Source organism: Ferrimonas sediminicola (assembly GCF_005116715.1).
GTDB lineage: Bacteria > Pseudomonadota > Gammaproteobacteria > Enterobacterales > Shewanellaceae > Ferrimonas > Ferrimonas sediminicola.
In genome coordinates, this window is record NZ_SWCI01000001.1 from 113225 (window position 1) to 138787 (window position 25563).

A 25563-nucleotide genomic window follows, 5' to 3' on the forward strand; every position below is an offset into this window, starting at 1 on the left:
GCTCATCCTTGAGTGTGTTTGAGATAACTCCTTAGTTTCTCAGAGGGGATGGAGCTGGCGCTCTGCAGGGCGAAACTGGCCCAGCGGGCCGCCTGCTCCATGGCTTTGGTCAGCTCCTGACCTTTCAGTAAGCCGTCCATTAAGCCTGCCGCGTAGCTGTCACCGGCTCCGGTGGTATCCACCACCTGGGTAGGAAAGGCCGCCACTGAGAAACAACCCTTCTCAGTATAGGCGATGGCACCCTGTTCGCCCTGAGTGACGATGAAGGCTTTCAAGGTGGGACCGGCGATCTCCCGGCCAAAGCTCCACGGATCATCCACCCGGTGGGGTGCGAGGTCATCCACCGAGGTGATCAGGTAGTGGCTGGGGCGTCGGCTGAGATCCTTGGGCAACTGGGCGAACACCAGGCCCAGCCCCAGCGCCTGCTGCATCAGTTGTGGCAAGCCTTCCGCCGTGAGATTGACATAGAGGGCGTCCATGGGGCTACTGAGGCTGGGGGGCAGCAGCAGCCTGGGGCGGTTGGGGCGCAGGATGGTGCGCTCGCCATTGGGTTCCATCAGCAGTTGCAGGGGCTGGGTTGGACCGGGGTGGCGGTGCACCTGATCGCAGTGCAGGCCTAGGGTGTCGGCCTGGTCCAGCAGCCAGTCTCCCAGGGCGTCGTCTCCCACCTGGCTGAGCAGGGTGACATCGTGGCCGGCCCAGGCGAGGGCGGTGCCTGTGTTGGCCGCGCCGCCACCGATACGGCGGCCCAGATCCTCATAGTGGATGCGGGCACCGGTACTCAGGGGGCGGCTGAGGCGAAGAATCTGATCGCAGTTAAGGTTGGCGATGATGGTGATCTGGGCCATGGTGGTGTGGCTTTGGTTTATGTCAGTTGAATTACTATACCAATGCCCGCTGGCCTGTGCACCGAATGGGTGCCGCCAATGGTGGCAAAGAGACGAAAAAGGGGGCGGATAACCGCCCCCTGTCTCGTTCGTGTGCCGTTACATATCTCCGGCTCTCAGAGGACGGCGCAGCTCTGCGCGGACGTTGTCCATGCCGGCGTAGAAATTTTTCATCATCAGCACCCCCATCATCAGACCATTGGGAGTGGCCTGCAGCTTGTCGGGATCCTGGGGATCCTCCACCAGGCCACCGGTCATCTTCATGAAGGCCATCTCCTTGGTCAGGCCGCCCCACAGACTCTTGCCGAAGTTGTTCTTGAAGTAGGACTTGGACAGGCGTCCGCCGAACAGGTTCAGCAGGAAACGGTACTGCATCACTGCCTTGGGGGTGTAGTACTTGGAGGACTCGACTCCCATGCGGCCCGCCTCGATCTTCTCCTGGTACTTGCGCAGGGAGAAGCTGTTGACGTACAGGGTATCGTGCAGGAAGCTGAAGCTGCCCGAGCCCACCCCGAGGTAGTCGTCGTAGTTGACCACGTACTCATCGAAGCTCTGGTCGGCGCGCTTGCCGAAGGACCAGGCGGTCATCTGGTCATAGTGGCCATTGAGGGTGTTGAGGATCAGCTCATAGTCCCGGGCTATGTCCTGGGTGGGGTTGGCCAGGTTGCCCTTGGCGCTCTTGCGGGTCTGGTGGGTCACCATCAGCGGATAGGTGGTGATCTGGGTGGGGCCCAGACGCACCAGGGTATCCATATCCCTCTGCAGGATATCCCGATTCTGACCGGCAAAGCCGAAGATCATGTCGACACTGAGGATGGGGAAGTTCTCTTTCGCCCGGGCCAGCTTCTCGTAGATCACCTCAGGCTCACCAAACTTCTCCAGCCGGTCGGTGCGGGCCAGGATGTCCCGGTCGAAGCTCTGCACGCCCACGGACAGGCGATCCACCAGGCCATGCAACTGGGTGAACTCCATCGAGGTCAGGTGCAGGGGATCGGATTCGCAGGAGACCTGTTTGATCGAGGGGAACAGGGTGCGGGCATGCTCAATGGTCTTGGCCAGCTCATCCACCAGCACCGTGGTGGTGCCGCCGCCGATGTACAGCTCTTCGAAGTCGTAGCCCAGGGCCTTGGCCATCTCCATCTCCTTGCGCAGGGACTTGAAATAGGCGCGGGCCTTGTCCTCCTTGAACAGGAAGCGGTGGAAGGTGCAGAAGCTGCACAGGGTGTGGCAGAAGGGCACATGGGCATAGAGCATGTACTTCTTGCCCGGGCGGGGAGCCGGCATGGTGTCACAGGCCTGGGTGTCCAGGCAGAGGTGGCGCTCGGTGTAGTACTCCATCACCCGCTCCAGGCTGTTGAGCATCCAGCTGGGTGTGGTGATCTTGGCCGTCTCACGGATGGCGGCGTTGTTGAGGGCACGTTCTGCAAGAGACATCTTGGTTTCCCGAACTGCGTGTGGATGAGCCAACAGTGTAGAAGAGGGCAAATTCGGCGTCTGTGAGCAAAGACTGAAACTTTATACACTTAATCAGCCAAATTTGCAGAACTGTGATCCATTTCGCTTCACTTTGCTCCCCAAGCTGTGATGGTCGCCTCACTCTGGGCCCGCGTCTGGGCAGCTGGTGCCTGAGGCAGAAGATTACACTGATGTAAGCGGGTTCCTACAGAGTTATCATCCGGATCGACCTCACCCTTATCTAACCTTAAAGAGGGTTTACTGAGAGCGGCGGGAGGCCATGGATGGCACAGACTCACTGGATTGTCGGCGATTTTCTCTATCTCAGCCGGGAGCGCAGGCTGCGCTCTCCCGATGGTCGTTGGCGAAGGCTGAACCCCAAGGCCGCCCGGGTGCTGGAGGTGTTCCTGACCCATCCCGGGCAGCGACTCACCTACACCGCCCTGCTGGAGCTGGCATGGGACGGCCGTATTGTGTCCGATGGGGCCATACGGCGGGTGGTGGCGGATCTGCGCAAGGCGTTTCGTGATGATCCCAGGGCACCGCAGTACCTGCAAACCCTGCAGGGATTGGGCTACTGCTGGCTGGTGGCGCCGGAAGCGGCCTCTGTAGTGGCGGTCAAACCTCCCGGGGAGATGGGGTGGCTGCTGGGGGTGGCCGGGCTGGTTGTTGTCGCCCTGCTGCTCATGGCCCAGCAGCACTTTGGGGCCAGGGAGGGTCTCAACAGGCGTGAGCACAGGACATGGCCCAGATTCAGCGAGACCGCCCAGGTAGGTTGGCCCAGGGAGGTGTGTCAGCCGATGGCCGGGGCGGCTCAGCCTCCCCTGAGATATTAGGGGCGCCTCCGGACCCACAAAAAAGCCCCGGTGTATCACCGGGGCTTGAGATTGCTCTGGTACTGATCACTAGTTGCGACTTTGGGCTGCACTTAGGACTTGTACTGCAGGCTGCCGTCGGCCCTGATCTCGTCGTAGCGGAAGGCATGGCGGGTGCTGAACAGCACCCATCCATGACCAACCCATCAGGACTTGTACTGCAGGCTGCCGTCGGCCTTGATGTCGTCATACCAGACGTTGTGGTGCTGCTTGGCCCAGTTCTCATCGCAGTAGCCGGACACCATGCACTCCATGCCGCCTTCGGACATCACCGTTGCCATGAAGATATGGACGATGGAAAAGGCGCAGATGATGATGGCGGAGGCGCCGTGGGCGACGATCGCCAGCAGACTCAGGGTGCGACTGGGCTCCACATACTGGGGGAACAGCAGCACGATGCCGGAGAGGGAGATCACCAGGCCGAAGGCGGCAAAGGTCCAGAACCACAGCTTCTCACCGGCGTTGGCGAAGCCTGCATCCGGGTGCTTGCCCTTGAAGGGGCCGAAGTTGATGTAGCCGCCCACCACCAGGAACCAGTCCAGGTCGTACTTGGCGGGGATCTGGTTCTTGGCCCACAGCAGGGTCATCAGCAGCCAGCCCGCCATGAAGGGGAAGGCCATGATGTCGTGCACCGGCTTGACCAGGGCCATCATCGAGGCGAAGGCACCCTGGCCCATCACAGGTTCCACGAAGAAGCGGCCCGCCAGCAGCATCAGGCCGGTGAGGATCAGCAGCAGGCAGGGTATGGCACCCAGCCAGTGGATCGCCACATCGCGCTTGGACCAGCGAAACACCATCTTGCCGGAGAAGCCGTGGTGCAGCTTGGAGATGCCGTTGACCATGATAAACAGGATAAATACCGCGATCATGCCGAACAGCGCCAGCATCAGGCCCGGGGCCAGGATGTTGCTGCGCAGCGGCAAGATGCGCGGGTCATAGCTGTTGATGGGCTGACCATGGAACTCGCTCTGGGAGGTGGTGTAGCCGCTGGCACCCTCCTTGAGGGCCTGCCACACCACCTCGGACTGGCTGGCGGCGTGGGTGGTGGTGTCCGCCGTGTCCGCCAGGACCAGGCCGGGTAGCAGCAGGGCGGCCATCACCAACAGAGTCTTGAACATATGCTTCATATAAATGCTCCGAAGGAGCGGGGAGGGAGCTCCCCGCTTCCGTCTTACTTGTTCCAGACGCCGCGCTTCATGCCGCGCTGGGCCACACGTTCACGGTAGATGTCGGAGACCATCTGGGCATCGCCGGCCAGCAGCGCCTTGGTGGAGCACAGCTCGGCACACATGGGCAGCTTGCCCTCCGCCAGACGGTTGGCACCGTAGAGCTCGTGCTCCTTGGCACTGCCCGCCTCGGTGTCGGGACCGCCGGCACAGAAGGTGCACTTGTCCATCTTGCCCTTGGAGCCGAATACCGCCTTCTTGGGGAACTGGGGGGCGCCGAATGGGCAGGCGTACAGGCAGTAGCCGCAGCCGATGCAGCGCTCCTTGTCATGCAGGACAATGCCGTCGTCGGTCTTGCTGAACACGTTCACCGGACAGACCGCCATGCAGGGGGCATCGGCGCAGTGCATGCAGGCCACGGACAGGGAGGCTTCGTCGCGCTGGCCGTCGTTGATGGTAACCACCCGGCGGCGGCTGATACCCCACTCCAGGGCGCTGTCATTCTCGTTCTTACAGGCGGTGACACAACCGTTGCACTCGATGCAGCGTTGGGTGTCACACATAAATTTCATAGTTGCCATTGTGGCTTATCTCCTACTTTGAACCTTAAGCTTTCTCGATCTGACACAGGGAGGACTTGGTCTCCTGCATCTGGGTGATCGGGTCATAGCCATAGGTCAGAGCGGTGTTGGCGGATTCGCCGACGATGTAGGGCTTGGTCCCATCGGGGTAGACCAGTTCCTCGTTGTGCATCACACCGGCGAAGTGGTAAGGCATCCAGGTCACGCCCGGCTTCACCCGTGGGGTGACCATCGCCTTCACCTTGATGCGGGCGCCCTCGGCTCCCTCCACCCAGACGTCATCCCAGTTGCGGATGCCACGGTCGGCGGCGTCGGCAGGGTGGATCTCGATGAACATCTCCTGCTGCAGCTCGGCCAGCCAGGGGTTGGAACGGGACTCTTCACCGCCCCCTTCATACTCAACCAGTCGACCGGAGGTCATTACCAGCGGGTAGCGCTTATCCAGGTTGTCGTTGATCACCTTGTCCTGAATGGACTTGTACAGGGTGGGCAGACGATGCACCTGCATGTCGTTGTAGGTGGGGTATTGGGCGATCAGGTCCCGGCGCGGGGTGTACAGAGGCTCACGGTGCACCGGCATGGGATCGGGGAAGGTCCACACCTTACAGCGGGCCTTGGCGTTACCGAAGGGGATGCAGCCATGCTTCATCGCCACCCGGTGGATGCCGCCGGACAGGTCGGTCTTCCAGTTGCGCCCCTCCGCTTCTGCCTTCTCTTCGGCAGTCAGTTCGTCCCACCAACCCAGCTGTTTGAGCATGGTGTCGGTGAACTCGGGGTAGCCGTCGCCCAGATCACAACCCAGGGAGGCGGAGCCTTCGGCCAGCAGGTTTTCACCCTCGTAGGAAACGCCGAAACGGGCACGGAAGTTACCGCCACCCTGCAGAACGTGCTTGGAGGTGTCATACAGGATGTGGGTACCCGGGTGCTTCTGCTCCGGGGTGCCCCAGCAGGGCCAGGGCAGGCCATAGGTTTCGCCCTTGGCGGGGCCGCCCAGGGCCTGCAGGTTTTCGTGGGAGAAGCTGCCCCAGTTCTGGGTGTGCAGCTTGATCCGCTCGGGAGACTGGCCGGACATACCGATGGTCAGCATGCCGCGGTTGATCTCCCGGGTCACATCCTCGATCACCGGCATATCGTTCTTCACCTGTATGCGCTTGGTGAACTGCTCGGCGAAGCCCAGCTTCTTGGCCAGGCGGTACATGATCTCCAGATCAGGCTTGGACTCGAACAGGGGTTGAACCACCTGCTCACGCCATTGTACGGAGCGGCCGGAGTTGGACAGGGAGCCTTCGGTCTCGAACTGAGAGCAGGCGGGCAGCAGGTAGATGCCATCTTTGCGGCGGTGCATCACACCGGCCATGGTTGGGTAGGGGTCAACCACCACCACGGTGTCCATCTTGTCCAGGGCATCGCGCACTTCGCGGCCGCGGGTCTCGGTGTTGACGGACTGGCCCCAGAAGAAGGCCATGCGGATGTTGTCCTTCTGGCCCAGCTTGCTCTTGTCTTCCAGTACGCCGTCGTGCCAGCGGGAGCAGGGCATACCCGGGGTGTTCATCGGCTTTTTGCCCAGGTATTCACCCTGGTCGAAGCGGCCCTTGACCCAATCCAGATCCAGCTCCCAGACGTGGCTCCAGTGCTTCCAGGCACCGGTGGACAGGCCGTAGTAGCCGGGCAGGGTGTCGAACAGCAGACCCAGGTCGGTGGCGCCCTGTACGTTGTCGTGGCCGCGGAAGATGTTGGTGCCGCCGCCGGACTTGCCCATGTTGCCCAGGGCCAGCTGCAGCAGGCAGTAGGCGCGGGTATTGGCGTTACCCACGGTATGTTGGGTACCGCCCATGCACCAGACCACGGAGCCGGGACGGTTCTCGGCCATCAGTTTGGCGGCCTGGTAGACCAGGTCTCCGTCGATGCCACAGACGCGGGCCACCTCCTCCAGGGGCCACTTGGCGGCCTCCTTGCGGATATCCTCCATGCCCCATACGCGCTGGTCGATGAAGGTCTGGTCCTGCCAGCCGTTGTCGAAGATGACGTTCAGCATGCCATAGATGAAGGGGATGTCGGTACCGGGGCGGATGCCAACGTGCAGATCCGAATGAGCAGCCGTACGGGAGAAACGTGGGTCAACAACGATGATCTTGGCGTTGTTGCGTTCTTTGGCGGTGAGGATGTGCTGCATGGAAACCGGGTGGGCTTCGGCAGGGTTGGCACCGATAAAGAAGATGGCGTTCGCGTGACGGATGTCATTGAAGGAGTTGGTCATCGCACCGTAGCCCCAGGTGTTGGCCACACCGGCTACCGTGGTGGAGTGACAGATACGCGCTGAGTGGTCGACGTTGTTGGTGCCCCACATGGCCGCAAACTTGCGGTACATGTAACAGCCCTCGTTGGAGAACTTGGCACTGCCCATGAAGTAGACGGAGTCCGGGCCGGATTCGGCGCGGATCTTCAGCATCTGGTTGCCCACCTCTTCGATGGCTTGCTCCCAGGAGAGCTTCTTCCACTTGCCGCCTTCCAGCTTCATGGGGTACTTGACCCTCAGCTTGGAGTGGCCGTGTTCACGCAGGGCCGCGCCCTTGGCACAGTGGCCGCCGCGGTTGAAGGGGTGATCGAAGGCGGGCTCCTGACCGGTCCAGACACCATTCTGCACTTCGGCGTAGACACCACAGCCCACGGCGCAGGCGGAGCAGATGGTTCGCTTCACCTCGATGGGGGCGTTGCGGTCTACGTGGTGATCGGAGGCATTGGCCTTGCGGATCATGCCGGTGCCCAGCATGGAGGCGGCGGCGATACCACCGGTGGTGACACCGGCGCTCTTGAGGAACTGACGACGGTCGAGGCCCAGTCCCTTGTTGCTTTCTGCCTGAACGTCGGCAGAGGTGCGGGTAAGTTGCATCTGAGAAACTCTCCTGGATTACTGGCCGCGCAGGCTGGCGTAGTAGCGGCGGATATGATCGGTTTCCCGGTAGCCTTCGGCGGCACTCTGGGTGCGGCTGTCCTCGGCCTTGGAGGGGGTGGCGACGGCGGCAAGGCCGGCGGCGGCCGGCGCCATGGCCAGGGCCTTCAGCAGGCCACGGCGGGTCGACTTGGCGTGATCTGGTGTCATCTCTTCTCTCGAGTCTGGGGTGACAAAAAGACGTAGTGCCCTTGTTAAACAATTGTTTGTAGGGCTAATTAAGACCATCTAAATGGCTCGCCGGATTGTCCATGGAGTGCAGGGGTAAAAATGTGAACTGAAACCGGTTTCCCCCGGAGCAATAAGAGAAATCGAACGGTTATTTGATTTGAATCGTCTTGTTAATCGTGAATTAACAGCGGCTTCACGGAATGGTGACCATATTTTGAATAAAAAAGCTTTTTTTCTAATGCTTTGTTGAGCTTTGTCACTGAAAAAGCCCTTTGACAGTGTGGTCTGGGACAGTTTGTCCCTGGTGCCGGGTATTAATCAGGAAGGTGGTTTTCCTATGGTACTCTGGCAGACCTGGCCGGATTAATGGGTTATTGACGTGTGCTTGTATCGGCTTTGTTTTGTTTTTGCGTCGCACGTCTCTAAAACTCGTCGGCTATAAGCAAAAACAGTGATGGAGGCTGGGCGGGGGCGAAAAGTGTGACGGTTTTCAACTAATGGTGCTTTCGTTGATCTCGATCAATGGGGTTTTTCACAGATTCGTTACCCTGCTCACGCTGAATTTTTGTTCCCGAACATGATTCTTTTTGTGAACCCAGTGGAGTGTGACATGCGACAGGCCCGCTTACCTCATCTATATGTGCTGATCTTCGGTGTGCTGTTGGCCCTGACCCCCTTCGTCATCAACGCCTTTATGATGATCTCCGGCAATCTGGTCTGATTCCCTCCTTGATTCCCAGTCCCGGTTCGATAGTCTGAGGAGCATGGAAGCCTCCCTGGAGCCAGGACAATGTCTTTAAAATCCTTCGTTGTTTTTCTCACTTTACCCCTGATGTGTGCCGGTGTTCTGGCCCAGGTGGAGCCGGTGGTGATCGCCCAGCCCCAACAGCTGCAATCCGTCTGCTGGTTTGAAGGGCGGAAGTATTCTCAGGGGGCCCGCATCGAGATGGTGGGCAGGATGGTGCTCTGTGCGCCCAGGGACCCGCTGATGATCGACGGCCCGCTGGTGTGGCTGAGCCTGGATGAACAGGATAACCCTGTCTACCCTGAGCCGCGCCGGCCCAATAAGATCACCATCAACAAAAACCAGGGCTGATTCAGTCCAAAGCCCATTGCTGAGTCGCTCAGGATTTCTTGGCCCTGGGGTGGGCTTGGTCGTAGACTTCGGCCAGGTGCTGGAAATCCAGATGGGTATAGACCTGGGTGGTGCTGAGGTTGGCGTGGCCCAGCAGCTCCTGCACGGCCCGCAGATCCCCGGAGGACTCCAGCATATGGGTGGCGAAGGCGTGGCGCAGCTTGTGGGGGTGGACCCTGGCGCCCACCGACTGCTCCATGCCCCACTTGGCCATGCGCGCCTGCACCGAGCGGTGGCTGATGCGTTTGCCCCGGCTGGAGAGGAACAGCGCCCCATCGTCCGGATCCAGTGGCTGGGGGCGGCAGCAGAGCCACAGTTTCAGGCAGGCCACGGCGGTTGTGGTTACCGGCAGCAGCCGAGTCTTGCCCCCCTTGCCGGTGACCCGTACCTGCCGTTCATTGAGATCCAGATCCGCCAAGTCCAGGGAGACCAGCTCCGCCAGGCGTAAGCCACTGGAGTAGAGCAACTCCATCATCGTCCGATCACGGATCACCAGGGGATCCTGGCCCTCCAGGCTGAGGAGCTGATCCATCTGGTCCACATCCAGGTTTTTTGGCAGCGGCTTGCCCTGTTTCGGTGCAGACAGGTGTTTGGCGGGGTTCTGCTCCATCTCGCCGCAGAGCACCAGGAACTCGCCCAGCTGCCTCAGGGCGGACAGGGTCAGGGCCAGGGAGCGGGGGGAGAGTCCCCGACGGTGGAGCTTGGCCAGCAGGGCCTGCAGCTGCTCCAGGGTGACTCGCTGCCAGCGGTCCATCCCCTGCTCCCTGAGCAGGGGGGCGCAGCGTTCCAGTTCACGCAGGTAGTTGCGGCAGGTGTGGGGGGAGTACTGACGCTCGCTGCGCAGGTAGCGCTCGAAGCGGGCCAGGGTGTCAACCATGGCGCAGTTGGGGGATCTTGTAGGCCAGCAGCTGACGGATCTGATCCAGCATCATGGTGTCCATATCCGGGGAGAAGTGGCTGGGATCGTTGGAGGCGATGGCCAGCAGGGCCACCGGGGTGCCACGATCGCCGATGCAGACCAGGGCGACCGAGCCATTCTCCTGGGCTACCAGGGGGTTTTGCTCCTGGGCCGGCAGGCGCCCCAGGTAGTAGCCCTCCTCGTTGAGGCGGCGCCGCAGGATCAGGTTGAGTTCCGGCTGGTCAAACTGGCCACCGCTGTCGGTGACCGCCAGCCGCACCTTGGCGAAGCGGAAGCGGCGCTTGAAGCTGTCCACCAGCACCCGGTTGACCTCCTCCAAGCTGTCGGTTTCCAGCAGGTCGAAGAACAGCTGGTTGTAGAAGCGGTAGATATCTTCGTTGCGGGAGGCGACGGAGAGCAGGGAGGTGATCTCCTCCTCCAACTGAGCGACGCGGGCGCGCAGGTTCTGCTGTTGGTGCTCTATCAGGGAGACGGTGCCGCGCTCGGTGTGGGGGATGCGCAGGCTCAGCAGCAGTTCCGGGTGGCGAATGAAGAAGTCTGAGTTCTCCAACAGGTACTCCTTGACGATGTCGGTGCTCAGGGCTTTCAGGCTGTCGGTGTAATCGTGCTTCATAATCCAATCTGACCATCGTAGACGTGTACGGCTGGCCCGGTCATCTCCACCACCTTGCCCTGGCCCTGCCATTCAATGTGTAAGGTACCACCTGGCAGGTCGACGCGCACCCTGTCGCCCAATACCCCCTGATGCTGACCAATCACCGCCGCTGCGCAGGCTCCAGTGCCGCAGGCCAGGGTTTCGCCGACACCACGCTCATACACCCGCAGGCGGATGTGGCGATCGGAGAGCACCTGCATAAAGCCCACATTGACCCCCTTGGCGAAGCGCTCGTGGGTGGTTAGGCTGCGGCCGATCCCCTCGACATCGGCCTGATCCAGGTCGTCCACCTTAAGGACGCAGTGGGGATTGCCCATGGAGACGGCGCCGCACAGGTGCACCGCGTCGTTGGTCTGTAGCAGGTAGGTTTTCTCCACCTTGTTGGCCCGGAAGGGCAGCGAGGCGGGCTCGAAGTTGGGCACCCCCATGTTGACTGTCACCTGGTTGTCACTGCCCAGCTGCAGGGAGAGGGAGCCCGCCTTGGTGCTGACGCCGATGCGGTCCTTGTTGGTCAGCCCCTTCATCCGTACGAAACGGGCGAAACAGCGGGCACCATTGCCACAGTTTTCCACCTCGCTGCCATCGGCATTGAAGATGCGGTAGTGGAAATCCAGCTCAGGGTCATAGGGGGGCTCAACCAGGAGCAGCTGATCGAAGCCCACACCAAAATGCCTATCCCCCAGGCGACGGATCTGCTCCGGGGAGAGATAGAGGTTTTGGGTGACGGCGTCGACGACCATGAAGTCGTTGCCTAACCCCTGCATTTTGGAGAAGTGAATCAAGAGGCTACCCCTGTTGAATCTGAATTTTTACTAGTTTACGGCAGCAGATGCTCACCTTGCCACAACTGATTCAGGGTTTCTCGCTCCCGAATCAGGTGGGCCTGGCTGCCGTCCACCATCACTTCGGCGACGCGGGGACGGCTGTTGTAGTTGGATGCCATGGCGAAGCCATAGGCGCCGGCGCTGCGAACCGCCAGCAGATCCCCCCCCTTCACCCTCAGCTGGCGCTCCTTGCCCAGGAAGTCACCGGTCTCACACACCGGGCCCACCACGTCGTAGAGGCGCTCCCTGCCCGCCCTCGGGGTGACCGGAATGATCTTCTGCCAGGCGCCGTAGAGGCTGGGGCGAAGCAGGTCGTTCATGGCGGCATCCACCACGGCAAAGTCCCTCTCCTCCCCCTGCTTGAGGTATTCGATGCGGGTCACCAGAATGCCGGCGTTGGCCATGATGGCGCGTCCCGGCTCGAAGATCAGGCTGAGCCGGCGCCCTTTGAGTCCCTGCAGCAGCGCCCTGGCATACTGGTCCGGATGAGGCGGAGTTTCATCGTCGTAGGTCACCCCCAGGCCGCCACCCACGTCCAGGTGTTCGAGGTGAATCCCCTCCCGCTCAAGCTGGTCAATCAGCGCCAGCAACCGTTCCAGGGCGGCGAGGAAGGGGGGCAGGCTGGTGAGCTGGGAGCCGATGTGGCAGTCCACCCCCTTGATCTCGATATGGGACAGGCGGGCGGCGCGGCGATAGCTGTCCAGGGCCCGGGCCATGGGGATGCCGAACTTGTTCTCCTTGAGGCCGGTGGAGATGTAGGGATGGGTGTTGGCATCCACGTCCGGGTTGATTCTCAGCGAGACCGGGGCCACGACGCTCATCTCCCGAGCCACCAGGTTGAGCCGTTCCAGCTCAGCTTCCGACTCCACATTGAAGCAGTGGATCCCCGCCGTCAGCGCCTGGCGCATCTCGTCGGCGGATTTGCCCACCCCGGAGAACACCACTTTGGTCGGATCACCGCCGGCCTGAAGCACCCGGGCCAGTTCGCCCCCGGAGACGATGTCGAAGCCGCTGCCCAGACGGGCCAGCAGGTTGAGCACTGCCAGGTTGGCGTTGGCCTTGACCGCGTAGCAGATCAGGTGAGGGTGGTCTCCCACGGCACGGTCGAAGGCGTGCCAGTGCCGTTCCAGGGTGGCCCTGGAGTAGAGATAGAGAGGGGTGCCAAAGCGGTCGGCCAGATCGGCCACCGGCAGGGCTTCCGCCATCAGGGTGCCGTGTTGATAACCGAAGTGATCCACGATGCGGTCCCTACTGACCCTGACCGGCGGGTTTGGACGTGGCCTGGGGAGGGTTGATCTGCTCCGGCTCCGGCAGCTCCAGCGGGCCCTTCTGGCCACAGGCCGCGAGCAGCATTCCCAGCATCAGGGCGATGGAAAATCGAGACATGGAAAACATATGACCTAGTTGGGTTAGCCCTCTATAATCGCATTCCATGTGCCAAATGCAACTTATAGAGAACGAGATTATGGCTATGGACCAAAGCCGCTTCCACGAGCTGGCAGACGAGACCCTGGAGCGCATCGCTGAGACCATCGACGACGCGGAACTGGAGCTGGATTATGAGCAGTCGGGCAATGTCCTGGACCTGGAGTGCATCGATGGCAGTCACATCGTGCTGAACAAGCAGGAGGCGATGTCCCAGCTGTGGCTGGCCACCAAGTTTGGCGGCTACCGGTTTGACTTTCGCGAGGGGGGCTGGGTCGAGGAGCGCGGTGGCCAGGAGTTGCTGTCGTTTCTCAGCGAATCCGTGGCCAGACAGGGCGGCGAGCAGATCTCCTTCTAACCTCCCTGCCCACGCCGCCGGTCACGACGGCCCCTCTGCCCCGGGGAGGCTCACTCCTGATTGGAGGCCAGCTCCGATTCGGCCAGGGGCTGGACGGTGAGCTCGCCGTGGCAGCGCTTCAATCGATAGAACTGGGGCAGGTTGAAACTGCCTCCGCCGAAGCGTCCCTCCCGCTTGAACACGTACAGCTCACTGACGCTGTCGATCAGGGCATTCAGCTGGCCGACGGAGTGGAAGAAGCGCTGCAGGACGTTGTTTTCATCCAACAGGTAGACATCCAGCCCCTGATCCCTTTCCCGGACAAAGTACTGGCGCATCCCCTTGCGAGCGTGCTGCCGCAGTACCTCGGGGGCACTGGCGTAGGGATCCTCGCCCATCCCCGGTTGGGGCAGGCTCTGCAACTGGCCATCCTCCAGGGGGGCCGGAAGGGGCGGCAACTCATCGGCGGGCCGCCAGTGCATCCCATGACTGGAAAATAGCAGCCCATACTGGGACTCTCCCAGGGTCAGAGGCAGTATCTGCAGTGCCTCGGCGCGGCTCTGCTGGCGCAGTCGGCAACACTGGTGCACCAGGAAGCCGAGCCGATCCTCAAGCTGGGCATTGGCGCGCTGGCCCACGGCGATCACCCGGATCTCCGGCAGGTGCTCGTTGGTGATGCCGGTGAGCAGCGACTCCAGCATCTGCAGTACCCCCCGCTCGCCCTCATACTTCTGGTAGTGCATCTCCCCCCAGCTGTTGCGGGTGACCAGCTCCAGCGAGCCTGCCAGAGAGCGGCGGGGACGGCCGGTGGAGAGCACCCGGTTACCCCGCAGATCCAGCATCAGTTCCGACCCGTGCCAGTGGCGGCTGGGGTCCTGCTCCTGGTTGACCACCAGGGTGACCTCATCCAGGTGCCAGGGCTGTTGCAGGGCGTCGAGGTCGTCCCGTTCCGGCCTGTGCAGCATGGGCACCAGCCGCCGAGCCAGCCGGGTCAGGGTCTTGTCGACAACCCCCTCCCCCTGGTGGAAGCGATGGATCCGGGTAGCGGACTCCACCAGGCCGTTGGCGGCGGCCCAGGCGACGCAGGCCAGCCGGCTGCGGTGGTGGAACAGGGGGCTCTCGCCAAACAGCAGCCGCTTGTCGGCAGGCTGTCGGTAGAGGTACCAGGTTCCCCCCTGTTCATCGTCGCTATCCACCTGCAGCAGGGTCAGATCCCGCTCCGCCAGAGAGTGGCTCCACAGCGGGTTGAGCCGTACCAGCTTGTCCGGCTCCGACTCAAACTGGGTGTAGAGTTTGCGGGTCAGGATCCCCATGTCCTGAATCTGCAGTTGCCGGGGCAGGCGCTGACGGCTGGCGAAGGTGGTCAGCCTCTGGTAACTGGTGAGCATCAGCTGCTGCAGCTGATGATTGAACCAGCGTACCTGGCCCGCGTGCCACTGCTGAGCCTGGTTGAGGGAGTCGATCAGCAGCGGCGTCCACTGCCACGCCCGGGTGAGGTCGTCCAACACCCGGGTGCGCCACTGGCCGGGGAAGCGGGCATCGTGACACTTGAGGTAGAAGCAGCGCTGCACCAGCGACAACCGGCTGGTCTCCTGCTGACGCCTGAGGAATCCCTCGATCCGTTCATAGAGCATCAGGTAGGGATCAGCCTGCTGAGCAGTCTGGCCCGCCTTGAGCCGATACCACAGCTGGTCCCTCAGGATGCGCTGATCCGGATAGTCGGCCACGTAGGCTTCCAGCAGTAGTACCTTCAGGACCGATTTGTGGGGGCGGGAGATCCCTTTGAACAGCTGCCACAGAGCGGCGCCGAAGAACTCCGCCGCCGGCAGGTGCTGGATCTCTCCCAGGGTAAGCAGCCCGGGATCATCCTGAGGTGCCCCGGGCCACCAGGCGATGGGCAACCCCGCCAGGCGGATCTGGGTGCGGTAGAACTCCTCCAGCAGCAGCCAGTGCTGGGCACTGCCGCTGTGCTCCGTGTCCAGGCAGCGCTGACAAGGGATGCCGAATTGGCAGGGGTTGATGACGAACAGGTGGGCTTCCAGGCCTCGCTCGGTGGCCCACTGGCTCAGCCAGTCCGCCTTGCGTTGCAGGGTAGCCACCTCCTCCTTGGGCATGTCGCTTTCGTGGATCAGCCACAGGTCGACGTCGGAACCCTGGGTCTGTCCCAGGCTGCCGCAGCTGCCCATGGCGTACAGACCCAGCAGCGGGCCCGGTGGCCCCGATGGCAGGGGGCCCATCGGCGGGGTGACGAAGCCCCGCGCGGCGTGCGGGCACTCCGGCAGGCTGTCCTCCTGCAACGCCTGGACCAACTGCTCCAGTATCTGCCTCTGAGGCAGGGTCAGCCACCCGAGAAACTGGCTCAATCGGGTCTGGTTCAGGGCGTTGCTTAGGGCAAGATCAGAGGCATCCGAATTCAAGCGCGTCTCTCAAAAACTCTCAAAACTGTGATCATGATAACACTTCGTGGGCAAGGAGGAGAAACCGTGAAAAGGATCAATTTTCCGGAACTCCGAAGCGCAAAAGGGGGTCTGACAGGCGCAGCTGCTTTAATGCCCGGCCAAATGCTGGCAACATGAGCGCAATTTTTGACGGTTCCGGCCCGCTGCTGCGCCGGTGATTAGTTTGAGGATACCGAGAGTTATGGCACGCAAAGAGATTCGTATCGCCACCCGCAAGAGTCCCCTGGCCATGTGGCAGGCGGAGTTTGTCAAGGCCGAGCTGGAGAAGGCCCACCCCGGACTGGAGGTGATTCTGCTGCCGATGTCCACCAAGGGTGACAAGATTCTCGATACGCCCCTGGCCAAAGTCGGGGGGAAGGGCCTGTTCGTCAAGGAGCTGGAGGTGGCCATGCTGGAGGGGCGCGCCGATATCGCCGTGCATTCCATGAAGGATGTGCCCGTCGAATTTCCCGAGGGCCTGGGACTGACCACCATCTGTGAGCGCGAAGATCCCCGCGACGCTTTCGTATCGAACAAGTTCGAGACCCTGGACGAGCTGCCCCAGGGGGCCATTGTCGGCACCTCCAGCCTGCGTCGCCAGTGTCAGCTGCGTGAACTGCGCCCCGATCTGGAGATTCGCGACCTGCGTGGCAACGTCAACACCCGGCTGGCCAAGCTGGATGCCGGCGAGTACGACGCCATCATCCTGGCCGCCGCCGGTCTCAAGCGCCTGGAGTTTGAACACCGCATCACCAGTTTTATCGAAAGCGCCCAGTCCCTGCCTGCCAACGGTCAGGGAGCGGTCGGCATCGAGGCTCGCCTGGGTGATGCCGAGCTGCTGGCGCTGCTCTCCGTGCTGGAGCACTCGGACACCCGCGCCCGGGTGATCGCCGAGCGAGCCATGAACACCAGGCTGGAGGGCGGCTGCCAGGTGCCGATCGGGGCCTATGCCGAGCTGGAGGGTGACGAGCTGTGGCTGCGTGGCCTGGTGGGCAAACCCGACGGCAGCCTGCTGCTGCGCGACGAGATCCGCGGCCACAAGGATAATGCCGAGGCTCTGGGCATCGAGCTGGCCGACAAGCTGCTGGACGCCGGTGCCGGTGTCATCCTGAAAGAGGTGTACGGGGAGGCCTGATGCACATACTGCTGACCCGCCCCGCGGGTCGCAACGAGCCGCTGGCCGGGAAGCTGGCGGCGCTGGGTTGGCAGTCCAGCTGCTGCCCCATGGTCGAGATCGTTTCCGAGCCCTCGCCGGCGGCCTCTCCCCTGGCTCAGGCCGATGCCGCCTTCTTCGTCTCCACCAATGCCGTCGATCATGCCGCCCGTCTGGTGGATCACTGGCCCAGGATCACCTACCTGGCCGTCGGTGGCGCCACCGCCCGGGCCCTGCGTCAGCAGGGATTGCAGCCGTTAACCGCCCCCAGGGACAACGAGACCACTGAGGGGATCTGGACCCTGCCGCAGATGGATCGGGTGGTGGGCAAGCGCTTCGTCATCGTCCGGGGCAACGGCGGCCGCGAAGCGATGGCCAAGCGGTTGATTGCCGAAGGGGCCGAGGTGATCTACTGGCAGGTTTACCGTCGGCAACTGCCTAAATTGAATGGGTTAGATCTTGCACAAAGCTGGCAACGCCGCGGCGTAAACGCCATACTGGCAACCAGTGTCGAGATTCTGCAGAACCTCTTTACCCTGCTGCCGCCGGAGCAGCACCCCTGGTTAACCCAGCAGCTGTGGCTGGTGCCGGTAGAGAGGGTGGCCGACGCAGCCCGACAGTTGGGCTGCCACCAGACCCTGGTTACCGGCGGAGCAGGAGATGACGCTATCCTAGAGTCGATAGCCAACTGGAAGAACCGTCAGTAATGGATAAGAAGCCCGAAGATCCTCGCTCTCCCAGCGCCAAACCCGCCGAACAGGAACCCTCCGTCCCAGGCGATGTTCCCTCTGCCGAGGAGCAGAAGCGCTCCGACGCCAAGGCGCCGCCCGTCCGCAGCGGCAAGGGCCGCGCCCGCACCGCCAAAGCCCCGGCTGCAAAAAAGCCCGCCACTCAGGAGAGGTCCGACACCGCAAAGGCCGATGAGCCGGCGCCGTCCAGGCCCGACTCGGTTCCGCAGCCGCAGGATAAACCGGTGACCCGGGCGACCTCCCCCAGAGAGGAGGGCGGTGATGATGGCCGAGGCCAGGGGCCGGCGCTGCTGGTGGCCGTGGCCGCCCTGCTGATCGCCGCAGCGGCGGTGGGTTACTCCGTCTGGCAGGGGCAACAGCGCCAAACCCAGCTGATGCAGGCCCAGGCGCTCTCCGGCAAACTGGATGAGCTGCGCAGCCGTGTGGGCTCCGAGCGCGACCAGCTGGAGCAGCGGCTGGTGGAGCAGGACAGGCAGCAGCAGGCGCTGCTGAAACAGGTCACCGAGCTGCAGGGACAACTGGCCAAGGCCAGGGAGCGCCAGCCGCGAGACTGGCTGCTGGCGGAGGCGGATTATCTGACGCAGATGGCCAGTCGCAAGTTGTGGCTGGAGCAGGATGTGGCCACCGCCATCGCCCTGCTTAAGGATGCCGATCGCCGCCTCAACATGATGAAGGATGAGACCCTGACGCCGGTCCGCAAGGCGCTGAGGGACGACATCACCCTGCTGCAGGGGTTACCCCGGCAGGATCTGGCAGGGATTGCCCTGACCATCGAATCCCTGATTGGTGCCGTGGACCGCTGGCCGCTGAACCGGGTGGAGCTGCCGGAGCTGGTCCAGCCGGAGGTGAGCGATTCTCCCAGTGAGTCGGTCAGCGACTGGAGGAGCAACCTGGCCAAGAGCTGGAACGCCCTGGTGGACGACTTCATCACCATCCGCCGTCGTCAGGGCGAGCTGCAGCCGCTGCTGGCGCCCGAGCAGGAGTGGTATCTGCGTGAGCACCTCAAGGGCAAGCTGATGCAGGCGCAGCTGGCCATCTACCATGGCCATACCGATGCCTACCGCAAGGCATTGGCCACTACCTCCGACTGGATCGAAACCTACTTCAAGCGGGATGATGCCGCCATCGAGGGGGCGCTCACCAGTCTGGGTGAGCTGCAGCGGGCCGAGCTGGGCAGTCGTCTTCCCGCCGCGCTGGTCAGCCAGCCGCTGCTGGAAGCCCTGGTGCAGGAGAGGCTGGACCGGGGGAGTAAGGGATGATTAGGCTGCTGATCTACACCCTGATAGTCCTGGCCGGTGCCATCGTCGGCCCCAAGCTGGTGGAGAACAAGGGCTACCTGCTGCTGGCCATCGGGGAGTACACCATAGAGACCTCAGTGGTGGCGGCGGTGATCCTGTTGCTGGTGGGGTTCTCGCTGCTGCAACTGCTGGAGTGGGGGCTGGTCAAGGGGATTCAGGCCGCCGGCCTGACCCGGTCACTGCCCAGGCGCTGGCGTCAGCGTAAATCGAGAAAATTTACCCTGGAGGGCGCCCTGGCGCTGGCGGAGGAGAACTGGCCCCGGGCGGAGCAGGCGATGGCCAAGGGGGCCGAGGCTGGCGAACTGCCCCTGGTCAACTACCTGGCCGCGGCCCGGGCGGCGCACCATCAGGGGTACGGCGATCGGGTGGAGACCTTCCTCAGTCAGGCGGAAGGCTATTCCGGCAGCGAGGCGGCGGTCAGCATCGCTCGCATCCGCTATCTGATCCAGGATGGGGAGCTGGCCGAGGCTCGGCAGCGGCTGGAGTCGCTCTCCGCCAGCCTGAGGAACCGGCCGACGGTCCTCAAGCTGGCTCACGAGCTGTTTCTGCGTCAGAGGGACTGGGATGCGGTCGCCCGCATCGCCCCGGCGCTGACCAAGCACAGGGTGCTTGACGCCGATGCCCTGGAGCAACTCCCCATCCAGATCGAATGTGGCGCCCTGGAGGCGTGTCATACCCTGGAAGCCCTCGGTGAGCGATGGCAGCAGCTGCCTAAGCGCCGTCGCCGCCAGGATCCCCTGGTGGAAACCTATGTCAAGGCACTGATCCGCTTCCAACAGCCCGCCGAGGCCCGCAAGGCCCTGCTGGCCCAGTTGAATAAGCGGGAGCCCCAGGTCGGCCTGCTGGCCCTGCTGCCCCTGTGCAGCGAGGATGCCGGTGAATCCCTGGTGCACGTTCTGGAGAGGAATCACAGCGCCCCTGAGCAGCCAGAGTATTGGGATTGCCTGGCCAACCTCAGCCGTCAGGCCCGTCAGTACAAGCAGGCCAAGCATTACCAGCGTAAGGCGATCGAACTGCAGCCCACCCGTTACCGCTACTCCCAGCTGGCCGAGTTGCAGGAGCAGCTGGGGGAGCACCGCGGTGCCTTGGAAAGTTATCGCAAGTTGGCGGATCCCGAGCTGGTCTAGAGTCTGCAGGCCGCTAAGAAGCCCGCATGTCGCGGGCTTTTTTGATCAGGCGACCGCGGCTCGAGCTCTGGAGCGGCGCCACAGGTCGAGAGTGAAGATCAGCAGGGCCGCCCAGATAAAGCAGAAGGTGGTCAGCATCGCCGGATCCAGGGTTTCGCCATAGAGGGTGGTGGCCAGGATAAACATCAGGCTGGGGCCGATATACTGGAACAGTCCCAGCATGTAGAAGGGGATGCGCACCGCCGCTGCGGCGAAGGCCAGCAGCGGCAGGGTGGTGACCACTCCGGCGGCCAGGATCAGCAGGTTCAGCTGCAGGCCGTTGCTGCTGAGATCGGAGGTGGGGGTGTCCAGCTGCCACCAGAACAGCAGGGCCAGGGGCAGCATCAGGCTGGTCTCGACGAACAGCCCGGTGACCGACTTCAGGGCCACGCGCTTACGCAGCAGCCCATAGAGGCCGAAACTGGTGGCCAAGCCCAGAGAGACCCAGGGCAGGGAGCCGAACTGTACCAGTTCCAGTGCCACACCCACCACCGCCATGCCCACGGCCGCCAGCTGCATCTTGGGCAGGCGCTCCCCCAGGAACAGCATCCCCAGGGCGACGTTGACCAGGGGGTTGATGAAGTACCCCAGGCTGGCTTCCAGCATGCGACCGGAGTTCACCGCCCAGATGAAGATCAACCAGTTTCCCGCCACCAGTACCGCGGTGGCCGTCAGGGTTGCCAGCTGCTTGGGTGTGCGCAGCAGGTTGCGTACCGCCCCCATCTGGCCGGTGACCGCCACCAGCAGCGCCATCAGGGCGAAAGACCAGATCACCCGGTGCATCAGGATCTCTGTGGCTGGGACCTCGGCGATCGCCTTGAAGTAAAGGGGAGCGAATCCCCACATGGAGTAGGCCATCAGGGCGTAGATGATGCCCTGACGCATTTCCTGGTTTTGCATGGCGAACCTGAATCCTGATTAGGGGGAATCTCTCAAGGGGGCGATATTATGCATCCATCGCCGCCCAGGGGCTAGCCCACTAGGTAGGTACCGGTGCCAAAGGCGATGTGGCTGCCTCTCTCATTGTGCAGCTCCATCCGGGCGACCGCCACCTTGTTGCCGGCGCGGATCACCGTGCCGGTGGCCACAAACAGCTCCCCGCGGCCCGGCCGCAGGTAGTCCACCCGCAGATCGATGGTGCCCAGGTTCTTCATCCGCCGGGCCAGCAGCTCTCTGGGCCAGCTCTGCCGGCTCTTGATCACTGCGGAGAAGGCGGTCAGCCCCCCCGCCACGTCCAGCAGGGTGGCGGTGACGCCCCCATGGAGAATCTGCTGTGCCGGGTTTCCCACCAGCGCCGGTCGCATCGGCAGCCTCAGCTCCAGGGCGCCCTCCCCCTGACTGTGCAGTTCGATGCCCATCAACTGGTGGAAGGGAAGCTGGTTGGCAAACAGCTCCCGCAGATACTCCAGCGCTTCAGCCTGGGTCAGTTCCATCCTGGTACCTCACGATCTTCCTGAACAACTTAATCGGTCTATCAAAGCACTAACCCTGACTCGGCACAACACCCGCCGGTGGCAGACAGCGCGGCTCAGTTGCATTACAATGGCGGCCCTTTTGCCCCTGCGCCGAGATCCATGGACACCATCCTGAGCCCAGAACAACGCGACGCCATCACCACTCCTGCCCAGCAGCTGCTGGAGCAGGTGTTCGGTTACCGGGAGTTTCGACCGGGGCAGCAGCAGGTGGTGGAGCAGCTGGCCGCCGGCCGGGATGCCCTGGTGATCATGCCCACAGGCGGAGGCAAGAGTCTCTGCTATCAGCTGCCGGCGCTGCTGCTGCCGGGGGTCACCGTGGTGATCTCCCCCCTGCTCTCCCTGATGAAGGACCAGGTGGATGCCCTGCGCCAGCTGGGGGTGGGAGCGGTGGCCCTCAACTCCAGCCTGGGCCGGGAGGAGTGGTTGGCCAGTCTGGCGGCGATCCGTGACGGTCAGATCAAGCTGGTCTATCTCTCGCCCGAGCGACTGCTGGCGGCGGACATGATGGCCCGACTGGCCGAATGGCCCCTCTCCCTGATCGCCGTGGATGAGGCTCATTGCATCAGCCAGTGGGGCCACGATTTTCGTCCCGAGTATGCCCGCCTGGGGGAGGTGAAGTCCGCCTTCCCGTCGGTGCCCATGGTGGCCCTGACCGCCACTGCCGATCAGGCTACGCGCCGCGATATCCTCCGCCAGCTGGGTCTCAGTCAGCCCCATGAACATCTGGCCAGCTTCGATCGCCCCAATATCCGTTACAGCGTAATGGATAAGCTCAGCCCCTTCGCCCAGTTGAAAACCTTCCTGCTGCAGCAGAGGGGGAATGCCGGCATCATCTACTGCGGCAGCCGTCGCAGGGTGGAGGAGGTGGCGGATAAGCTGCGCAAGGAGGGGTTTTCCGCCGAGGCTTACCACGCCGGCCTGGAATCAGGGTTGCGCCACCAAGTTCAGGAGGCCTTCCTGAGGGAGAAGATCGATATCGTGGTGGCCACCGTGGCCTTCGGCATGGGGATCAACAAGTCTAACGTGCGATTCGTGGTCCACTGGGATCTGCCCAAGTCCATCGAGAGCTACTACCAGGAGACCGGTCGCGCCGGTCGGGATGGGCTGGAGGCGGAGGCCCTGATGCTGTTCGACCCCGGTGACATCGCCCGGGTGCGCCAGCTGCTGGAGAGCGGGGAGCGGGAGCCCAATCCGGTGGAGATTCATAAACTCAATGCCATGGCGGCCTTTGCCGAGGCCCAGACCTGCCGTCGCCAGGTGCTGCTCAACTACTTCGATGAACCGGCCCACCGTGCCTGCGGTAACTGCGACATCTGCCTGGATCCCCCCAAGCGCTATGACGCCACCGAGGAGGCGCGCAAGGCCCTCAGCTGCATCTACCGGGTCAACCAGAGGTTTGGTATGGGTCATGTGATCGAGGTGCTCAGGGGCAGCAAGGGTCACGCGGTGGTGGAGCGGGGTCATGACAAGCTGTCGACCTGGGGCATCGGCGCCGAGCGCTCCAGCGACCACTGGCTGTCGGTGCTCCGGCAACTGGTGCACCACGGCCTGGTCAACCAGGATATCACTCGCTCCATGGCCCTGACCCTCAATCCGGCCGCCAGGGCGGTGCTGAAGGGGGAGCAGAGACTGGAGCTGGCCGAGCCCAGGGTGGTGCTGGCCAAGCCGGCGCGGGGCCGCTCCCGCCTGCTGCCTCAGCACTATGATCGGCGCCTGTTCGCCCGACTCAAGAGCCTGCGACGGGAGCTGGCGGATGACGCGGGGATCCCCCCATACCAGGTGTTTTCCGACGCCACCCTGGCGGAGATGGCCAGTGAAACCCCCACTACAGAGTGGGCCCTGCTGAGGATCAACGGGGTGGGGGCGAAGAAACTGGAGCGGTACGGAGAGGCCTTTATCGACGCCATTGGGGCCTATCTGGACGAGTGACGCCTTCGGCCAGCATCAGGCTGTGCTGGATCTGGTTGCACTCCAGCCGGGCCAGCAGGGAGTCCGCCTGATCCAGGGGGTGAGATCGTGCCACCCCGGTGGCGATGTTGCGGTAACCGGCTGCGGCCAGGCAGCGGCTCAACCGGTAACGCAGCCGCTCCGCTTCCGCTTCGCTGGCATCCTCCAGCAGGATCAGCAACTGATGATCACCGCACTCCAGCATCAGATCGTCGCAGCGCAGATCCTTGTTGAGGATTCGCTTACGCACCTTGTCTGACAGCGGTGGGCCCTCCCAGGTGAACTTGACCACCGGCAGGGTGCGATCGATGTTGGCCAGTGCCAGCTCCAGCCGGGTGCGCCAGTTCAGTTGGGCATGATTGTCGGGCAGCGCCTTGCCACGGTGATTGCCGGTCAGTTTGAACACCAGCCAGATCAGCCACAGCAACAGGCTGAGGGAGGCCGCCACTTGCCAGGCCATCAGCTGGTTGTGCAGCTTGAAGTAGGACTCCGATTGGCTGGCCAACTGGGTGCGACTGCGGTCGATCTTCTTATCCAGCAGGACTTTTTGCTGAAGAAGGGCGTCTTTGCGCAGGGTCTCCTGCTGCTCGGCGAAGGCCTCATGATATTTCAGCTGCAGTGCGTAGGCGCGTTGATGGTTTCCCTGCATCGCCTCACCTTGAGACTCGATCCAATCCAGCTCAGCTAACACTCTGATGTCTTGCTCAAAGGTAAAACGCTCCCGGGCCAGCTTCAGTTGATTTGCAGCCTCATCGAATCGGTTCAGGTGAAACGCCGCTTCAGCCAGGAAGGAGCGCGCCCTGGCTTGACGCTCCTCCATGGCCAGGTCACCGAACATCGCCAGTGCCGAGTCGGCGTAGTCATAGGCGTCGGAGTAACGCTGCAGTTTCAGTGACAGCTTGGAGAACAGCAGGTTAAATCTGGCTTGTGCCAGCATGTCCATCTTCGGCACAAGCTGTTCCAATTGCTCCATGCGCGTTTGAGCATCCTGATACCGCTCCTGCTCCATCAGTGTAAATGTATGATTAACCTGAATTATCCAGCTCAGGGTGGAGTTCCCGGGGGCTTGTTTGATCGCCTGTTCAAACAGGGCGTCACTGCGCAAAAAGTCGCCAAGGTAGTAGTAGGTGCGTGCCAGGGAGTAGGAGATTAACGCGGGATGAGGGTGGTAGATAGGCCTCTTGTTGCGGCTGCTTTCCATCCAGGTCAACGCCTGGTAGAGGTCATCCAGCGCCGACTCCAGATCGCCCTGATCGGAATAGATGTCGGCGCGTCGAAGCAGGCTGAGCCCCAGGGCGCTGCTGGAGTCTTCACCGTGTATGGCTTTGTTGATGGTCTCCAGTGCCTGATCGTATTTGCCAAGCATCATAAGATTATTGGCTTCGCAGGCATTCATGTAGGCGACTAATTGAGGCATTTTCAGCTTACTTGCGGCGGCGAGTCCGCTGTCTAGAGCCTGTTGGGCCTCAGAGAGAGAGCGATTGCTGATGGCAGCCTCGCAGAGAAGCACATGCCAGCGCATCTGCAGCTCGGGCGTTGCGGCGAGGGCTCGAGGCCTGAGGCTCTCCAGCTTGTCGTAAGCACCGGGGGTGGAGAGCTGCACCTCGAGGGTGAGCGCATCGAGGCGTTGGGACAGTTCATCGGCGGCGGCAAAGGGGCTGCACAGTGTCAGCAGCAGCCAGGCAGTCATCCTTAACAGTGAGGGCATCAGGCCAGCATCGAGTCGGAAAAAGGGCCCTAGGATAAGACCTCTGTTAACGAGTGGTAAAGGTGGAGTACCAAAGAGGCTGATCCAGGTCGCAGAAGCACCGGAATAAGCTGCATAACCAATCACAATGACTGACTGAGCATTCCGGGGTTGACATCTCCTTCGGAATGCGGTCATAGTTAGGTCACTTCGTAACCGCGAAACCGCGAAAAAGAATTCATTTATGTACAACGCATTTCAGTCTGACCT

23 protein-coding genes are annotated in these 25563 nt (G+C 62.4%); 8 read left to right on the forward strand and 15 right to left on the reverse strand.

The annotated features are described in order from the left end of the window. Positions 1-2: 2 nt before the first annotated feature. A complete protein-coding gene (locus tag FCL40_RS00510; protein ID WP_136850284.1) occupies positions 3-848 on the reverse strand; it encodes a PfkB family carbohydrate kinase in 846 nt (281 codons plus the stop codon). 138 nt (positions 849-986) lie between these two features. Further along, complete coding sequence (locus FCL40_RS00515; RefSeq protein WP_136850285.1) at positions 987-2321, reverse strand: coproporphyrinogen III oxidase family protein; 1335 nt, start codon at positions 2319-2321, stop codon at positions 987-989. Positions 2322-2626: 305 nt separating this feature from the next. On the opposite strand from FCL40_RS00515, the gene FCL40_RS00520 reads away from it, so the two are divergent. Next, complete coding sequence (locus tag FCL40_RS00520) at positions 2627-3178, forward strand: winged helix-turn-helix domain-containing protein (RefSeq protein ID WP_136850287.1); 552 nt, start codon at positions 2627-2629, stop codon at positions 3176-3178. 185 nt (positions 3179-3363) lie between these two features. Here the strand turns inward: FCL40_RS00520 and FCL40_RS00525 are convergent, their stop codons facing one another. The 4 genes from FCL40_RS00525 to FCL40_RS00540 are packed head-to-tail and all read right to left on the reverse strand — an operon-like array spanning position 3364 to position 8064. Next, the gene (locus FCL40_RS00525) at positions 3364-4344 is read right to left on the reverse strand and encodes a formate dehydrogenase subunit gamma (RefSeq protein ID WP_169306954.1); all 981 of its coding nucleotides are present in this window, start codon (positions 4342-4344) and stop codon (positions 3364-3366) included. A gap of 44 nt (positions 4345-4388) precedes the next feature. Next, positions 4389-4964, reverse strand: a complete 576-nt coding sequence (fdh3B, locus tag FCL40_RS00530) for a formate dehydrogenase FDH3 subunit beta (RefSeq protein WP_136850288.1) — start codon at positions 4962-4964, stop codon at positions 4389-4391. A gap of 25 nt (positions 4965-4989) precedes the next feature. After that, positions 4990-7854, reverse strand: a complete 2865-nt coding sequence (locus FCL40_RS00535; RefSeq protein ID WP_136850290.1) for a molybdopterin-dependent oxidoreductase — start codon at positions 7852-7854, stop codon at positions 4990-4992. An 18-nt stretch (positions 7855-7872) separates the two neighbouring features. After that, positions 7873-8064, reverse strand: a complete 192-nt coding sequence (locus tag FCL40_RS00540; RefSeq protein WP_136850292.1) for a twin-arginine translocation signal domain-containing protein — start codon at positions 8062-8064, stop codon at positions 7873-7875. Between the two features lie 811 nt (positions 8065-8875). Here FCL40_RS00540 and FCL40_RS00545 point away from each other — a divergent pair. Then, positions 8876-9181, forward strand: a complete 306-nt coding sequence (locus tag FCL40_RS00545) for a DUF1496 domain-containing protein (RefSeq protein WP_136850293.1) — start codon at positions 8876-8878, stop codon at positions 9179-9181. Positions 9182-9209: 28 nt separating this feature from the next. On the opposite strand, the gene xerC is transcribed toward FCL40_RS00545, so the two are convergent. Genes xerC through lptM form a run of 5 tightly spaced genes read right to left on the reverse strand, consistent with a single transcriptional unit; the run spans position 9210 to position 13004 of the window. Continuing rightward, positions 9210-10097, reverse strand: coding sequence for a tyrosine recombinase XerC (gene xerC, locus FCL40_RS00550; RefSeq protein WP_136850295.1), 888 nt, complete (start codon positions 10095-10097; stop codon positions 9210-9212). After that, positions 10090-10752 carry a DUF484 family protein gene (locus tag FCL40_RS00555; RefSeq protein WP_136850296.1) on the reverse strand — a complete coding sequence of 221 codons (663 nt, stop codon included), beginning with the start codon at positions 10750-10752 and terminating at the stop codon, positions 10090-10092. The genes xerC and FCL40_RS00555 overlap by 8 nt, the downstream gene beginning before the upstream one ends. After that, positions 10749-11576: a diaminopimelate epimerase gene (dapF, locus tag FCL40_RS00560; protein WP_136850298.1), complete on the reverse strand. Its 828-nt coding sequence runs from the start codon at positions 11574-11576 to the stop codon at positions 10749-10751. The genes FCL40_RS00555 and dapF overlap by 4 nt, the downstream gene beginning before the upstream one ends. Before the next feature lie 35 nt (positions 11577-11611). Beyond that, a complete protein-coding gene (gene lysA / locus FCL40_RS00565) occupies positions 11612-12856 on the reverse strand; it encodes a diaminopimelate decarboxylase (RefSeq protein WP_136850299.1) in 1245 nt (414 codons plus the stop codon). 10 nt (positions 12857-12866) lie between these two features. After that, a complete protein-coding gene (gene lptM, locus FCL40_RS00570; RefSeq protein ID WP_229360241.1) occupies positions 12867-13004 on the reverse strand; it encodes an LPS translocon maturation chaperone LptM in 138 nt (45 codons plus the stop codon). A 79-nt stretch (positions 13005-13083) separates the two neighbouring features. Here lptM and cyaY point away from each other — a divergent pair, with 79 nt between their 5' ends. Beyond that, positions 13084-13401 carry an iron donor protein CyaY gene (gene cyaY, locus FCL40_RS00575; RefSeq protein ID WP_136850303.1) on the forward strand — a complete coding sequence of 106 codons (318 nt, stop codon included), beginning with the start codon at positions 13084-13086 and terminating at the stop codon, positions 13399-13401. Between the two features lie 50 nt (positions 13402-13451). On the opposite strand, the gene FCL40_RS00580 is transcribed toward cyaY, so the two are convergent. Beyond that, on the reverse strand, positions 13452-15797 hold the full coding sequence (locus FCL40_RS00580; protein ID WP_136850305.1) for a class I adenylate cyclase: 2346 nt from the start codon (positions 15795-15797) through the stop codon (positions 13452-13454). Between the two features lie 223 nt (positions 15798-16020). Here FCL40_RS00580 and hemC point away from each other — a divergent pair, with 223 nt between their 5' ends. The 4 genes from hemC to FCL40_RS00600 are packed head-to-tail and all read left to right on the forward strand — an operon-like array spanning position 16021 to position 20145. Continuing rightward, positions 16021-16953 (forward strand): hydroxymethylbilane synthase, encoded by a 933-nt coding sequence (gene hemC, locus FCL40_RS00585; RefSeq protein ID WP_136850307.1) that lies wholly within the window; start codon positions 16021-16023, stop codon positions 16951-16953. Then, positions 16953-17678: a uroporphyrinogen-III synthase gene (locus FCL40_RS00590; RefSeq protein ID WP_136850309.1), complete on the forward strand. Its 726-nt coding sequence runs from the start codon at positions 16953-16955 to the stop codon at positions 17676-17678. Before hemC ends, FCL40_RS00590 begins: the two co-directional genes overlap by 1 nt. Then, positions 17678-18979 (forward strand): uroporphyrinogen-III C-methyltransferase, encoded by a 1302-nt coding sequence (locus FCL40_RS00595; protein WP_136850311.1) that lies wholly within the window; start codon positions 17678-17680, stop codon positions 18977-18979. Before FCL40_RS00590 ends, FCL40_RS00595 begins: the two co-directional genes overlap by 1 nt. Beyond that, entirely contained in the window at positions 18976-20145 is a 1170-nt protein-coding gene (locus tag FCL40_RS00600; RefSeq protein WP_136850312.1) for a heme biosynthesis HemY N-terminal domain-containing protein, read from the forward strand. The genes FCL40_RS00595 and FCL40_RS00600 overlap by 4 nt, the downstream gene beginning before the upstream one ends. 45 nt (positions 20146-20190) lie before the next feature. On the opposite strand, the gene rarD is transcribed toward FCL40_RS00600, so the two are convergent. Then, positions 20191-21084 carry an EamA family transporter RarD gene (gene rarD, locus FCL40_RS00605; RefSeq protein ID WP_136850314.1) on the reverse strand — a complete coding sequence of 298 codons (894 nt, stop codon included), beginning with the start codon at positions 21082-21084 and terminating at the stop codon, positions 20191-20193. Positions 21085-21155: 71 nt separating this feature from the next. Further along, a complete protein-coding gene (locus FCL40_RS00610) occupies positions 21156-21617 on the reverse strand; it encodes a thioesterase family protein (RefSeq protein ID WP_136850316.1) in 462 nt (153 codons plus the stop codon). Between the two features lie 141 nt (positions 21618-21758). On the opposite strand from FCL40_RS00610, the gene recQ reads away from it, so the two are divergent. Continuing rightward, positions 21759-23588, forward strand: coding sequence for a DNA helicase RecQ (gene recQ / locus FCL40_RS00615; RefSeq protein ID WP_136850318.1), 1830 nt, complete (start codon positions 21759-21761; stop codon positions 23586-23588). On the opposite strand, the gene FCL40_RS00620 is transcribed toward recQ, so the two are convergent. Continuing rightward, the gene (locus FCL40_RS00620; RefSeq protein WP_169306955.1) at positions 23554-25314 is read right to left on the reverse strand and encodes a tetratricopeptide repeat protein; all 1761 of its coding nucleotides are present in this window, start codon (positions 25312-25314) and stop codon (positions 23554-23556) included. The genes recQ and FCL40_RS00620 overlap by 35 nt on opposite strands. Positions 25315-25563 lie beyond the last annotated feature (249 nt).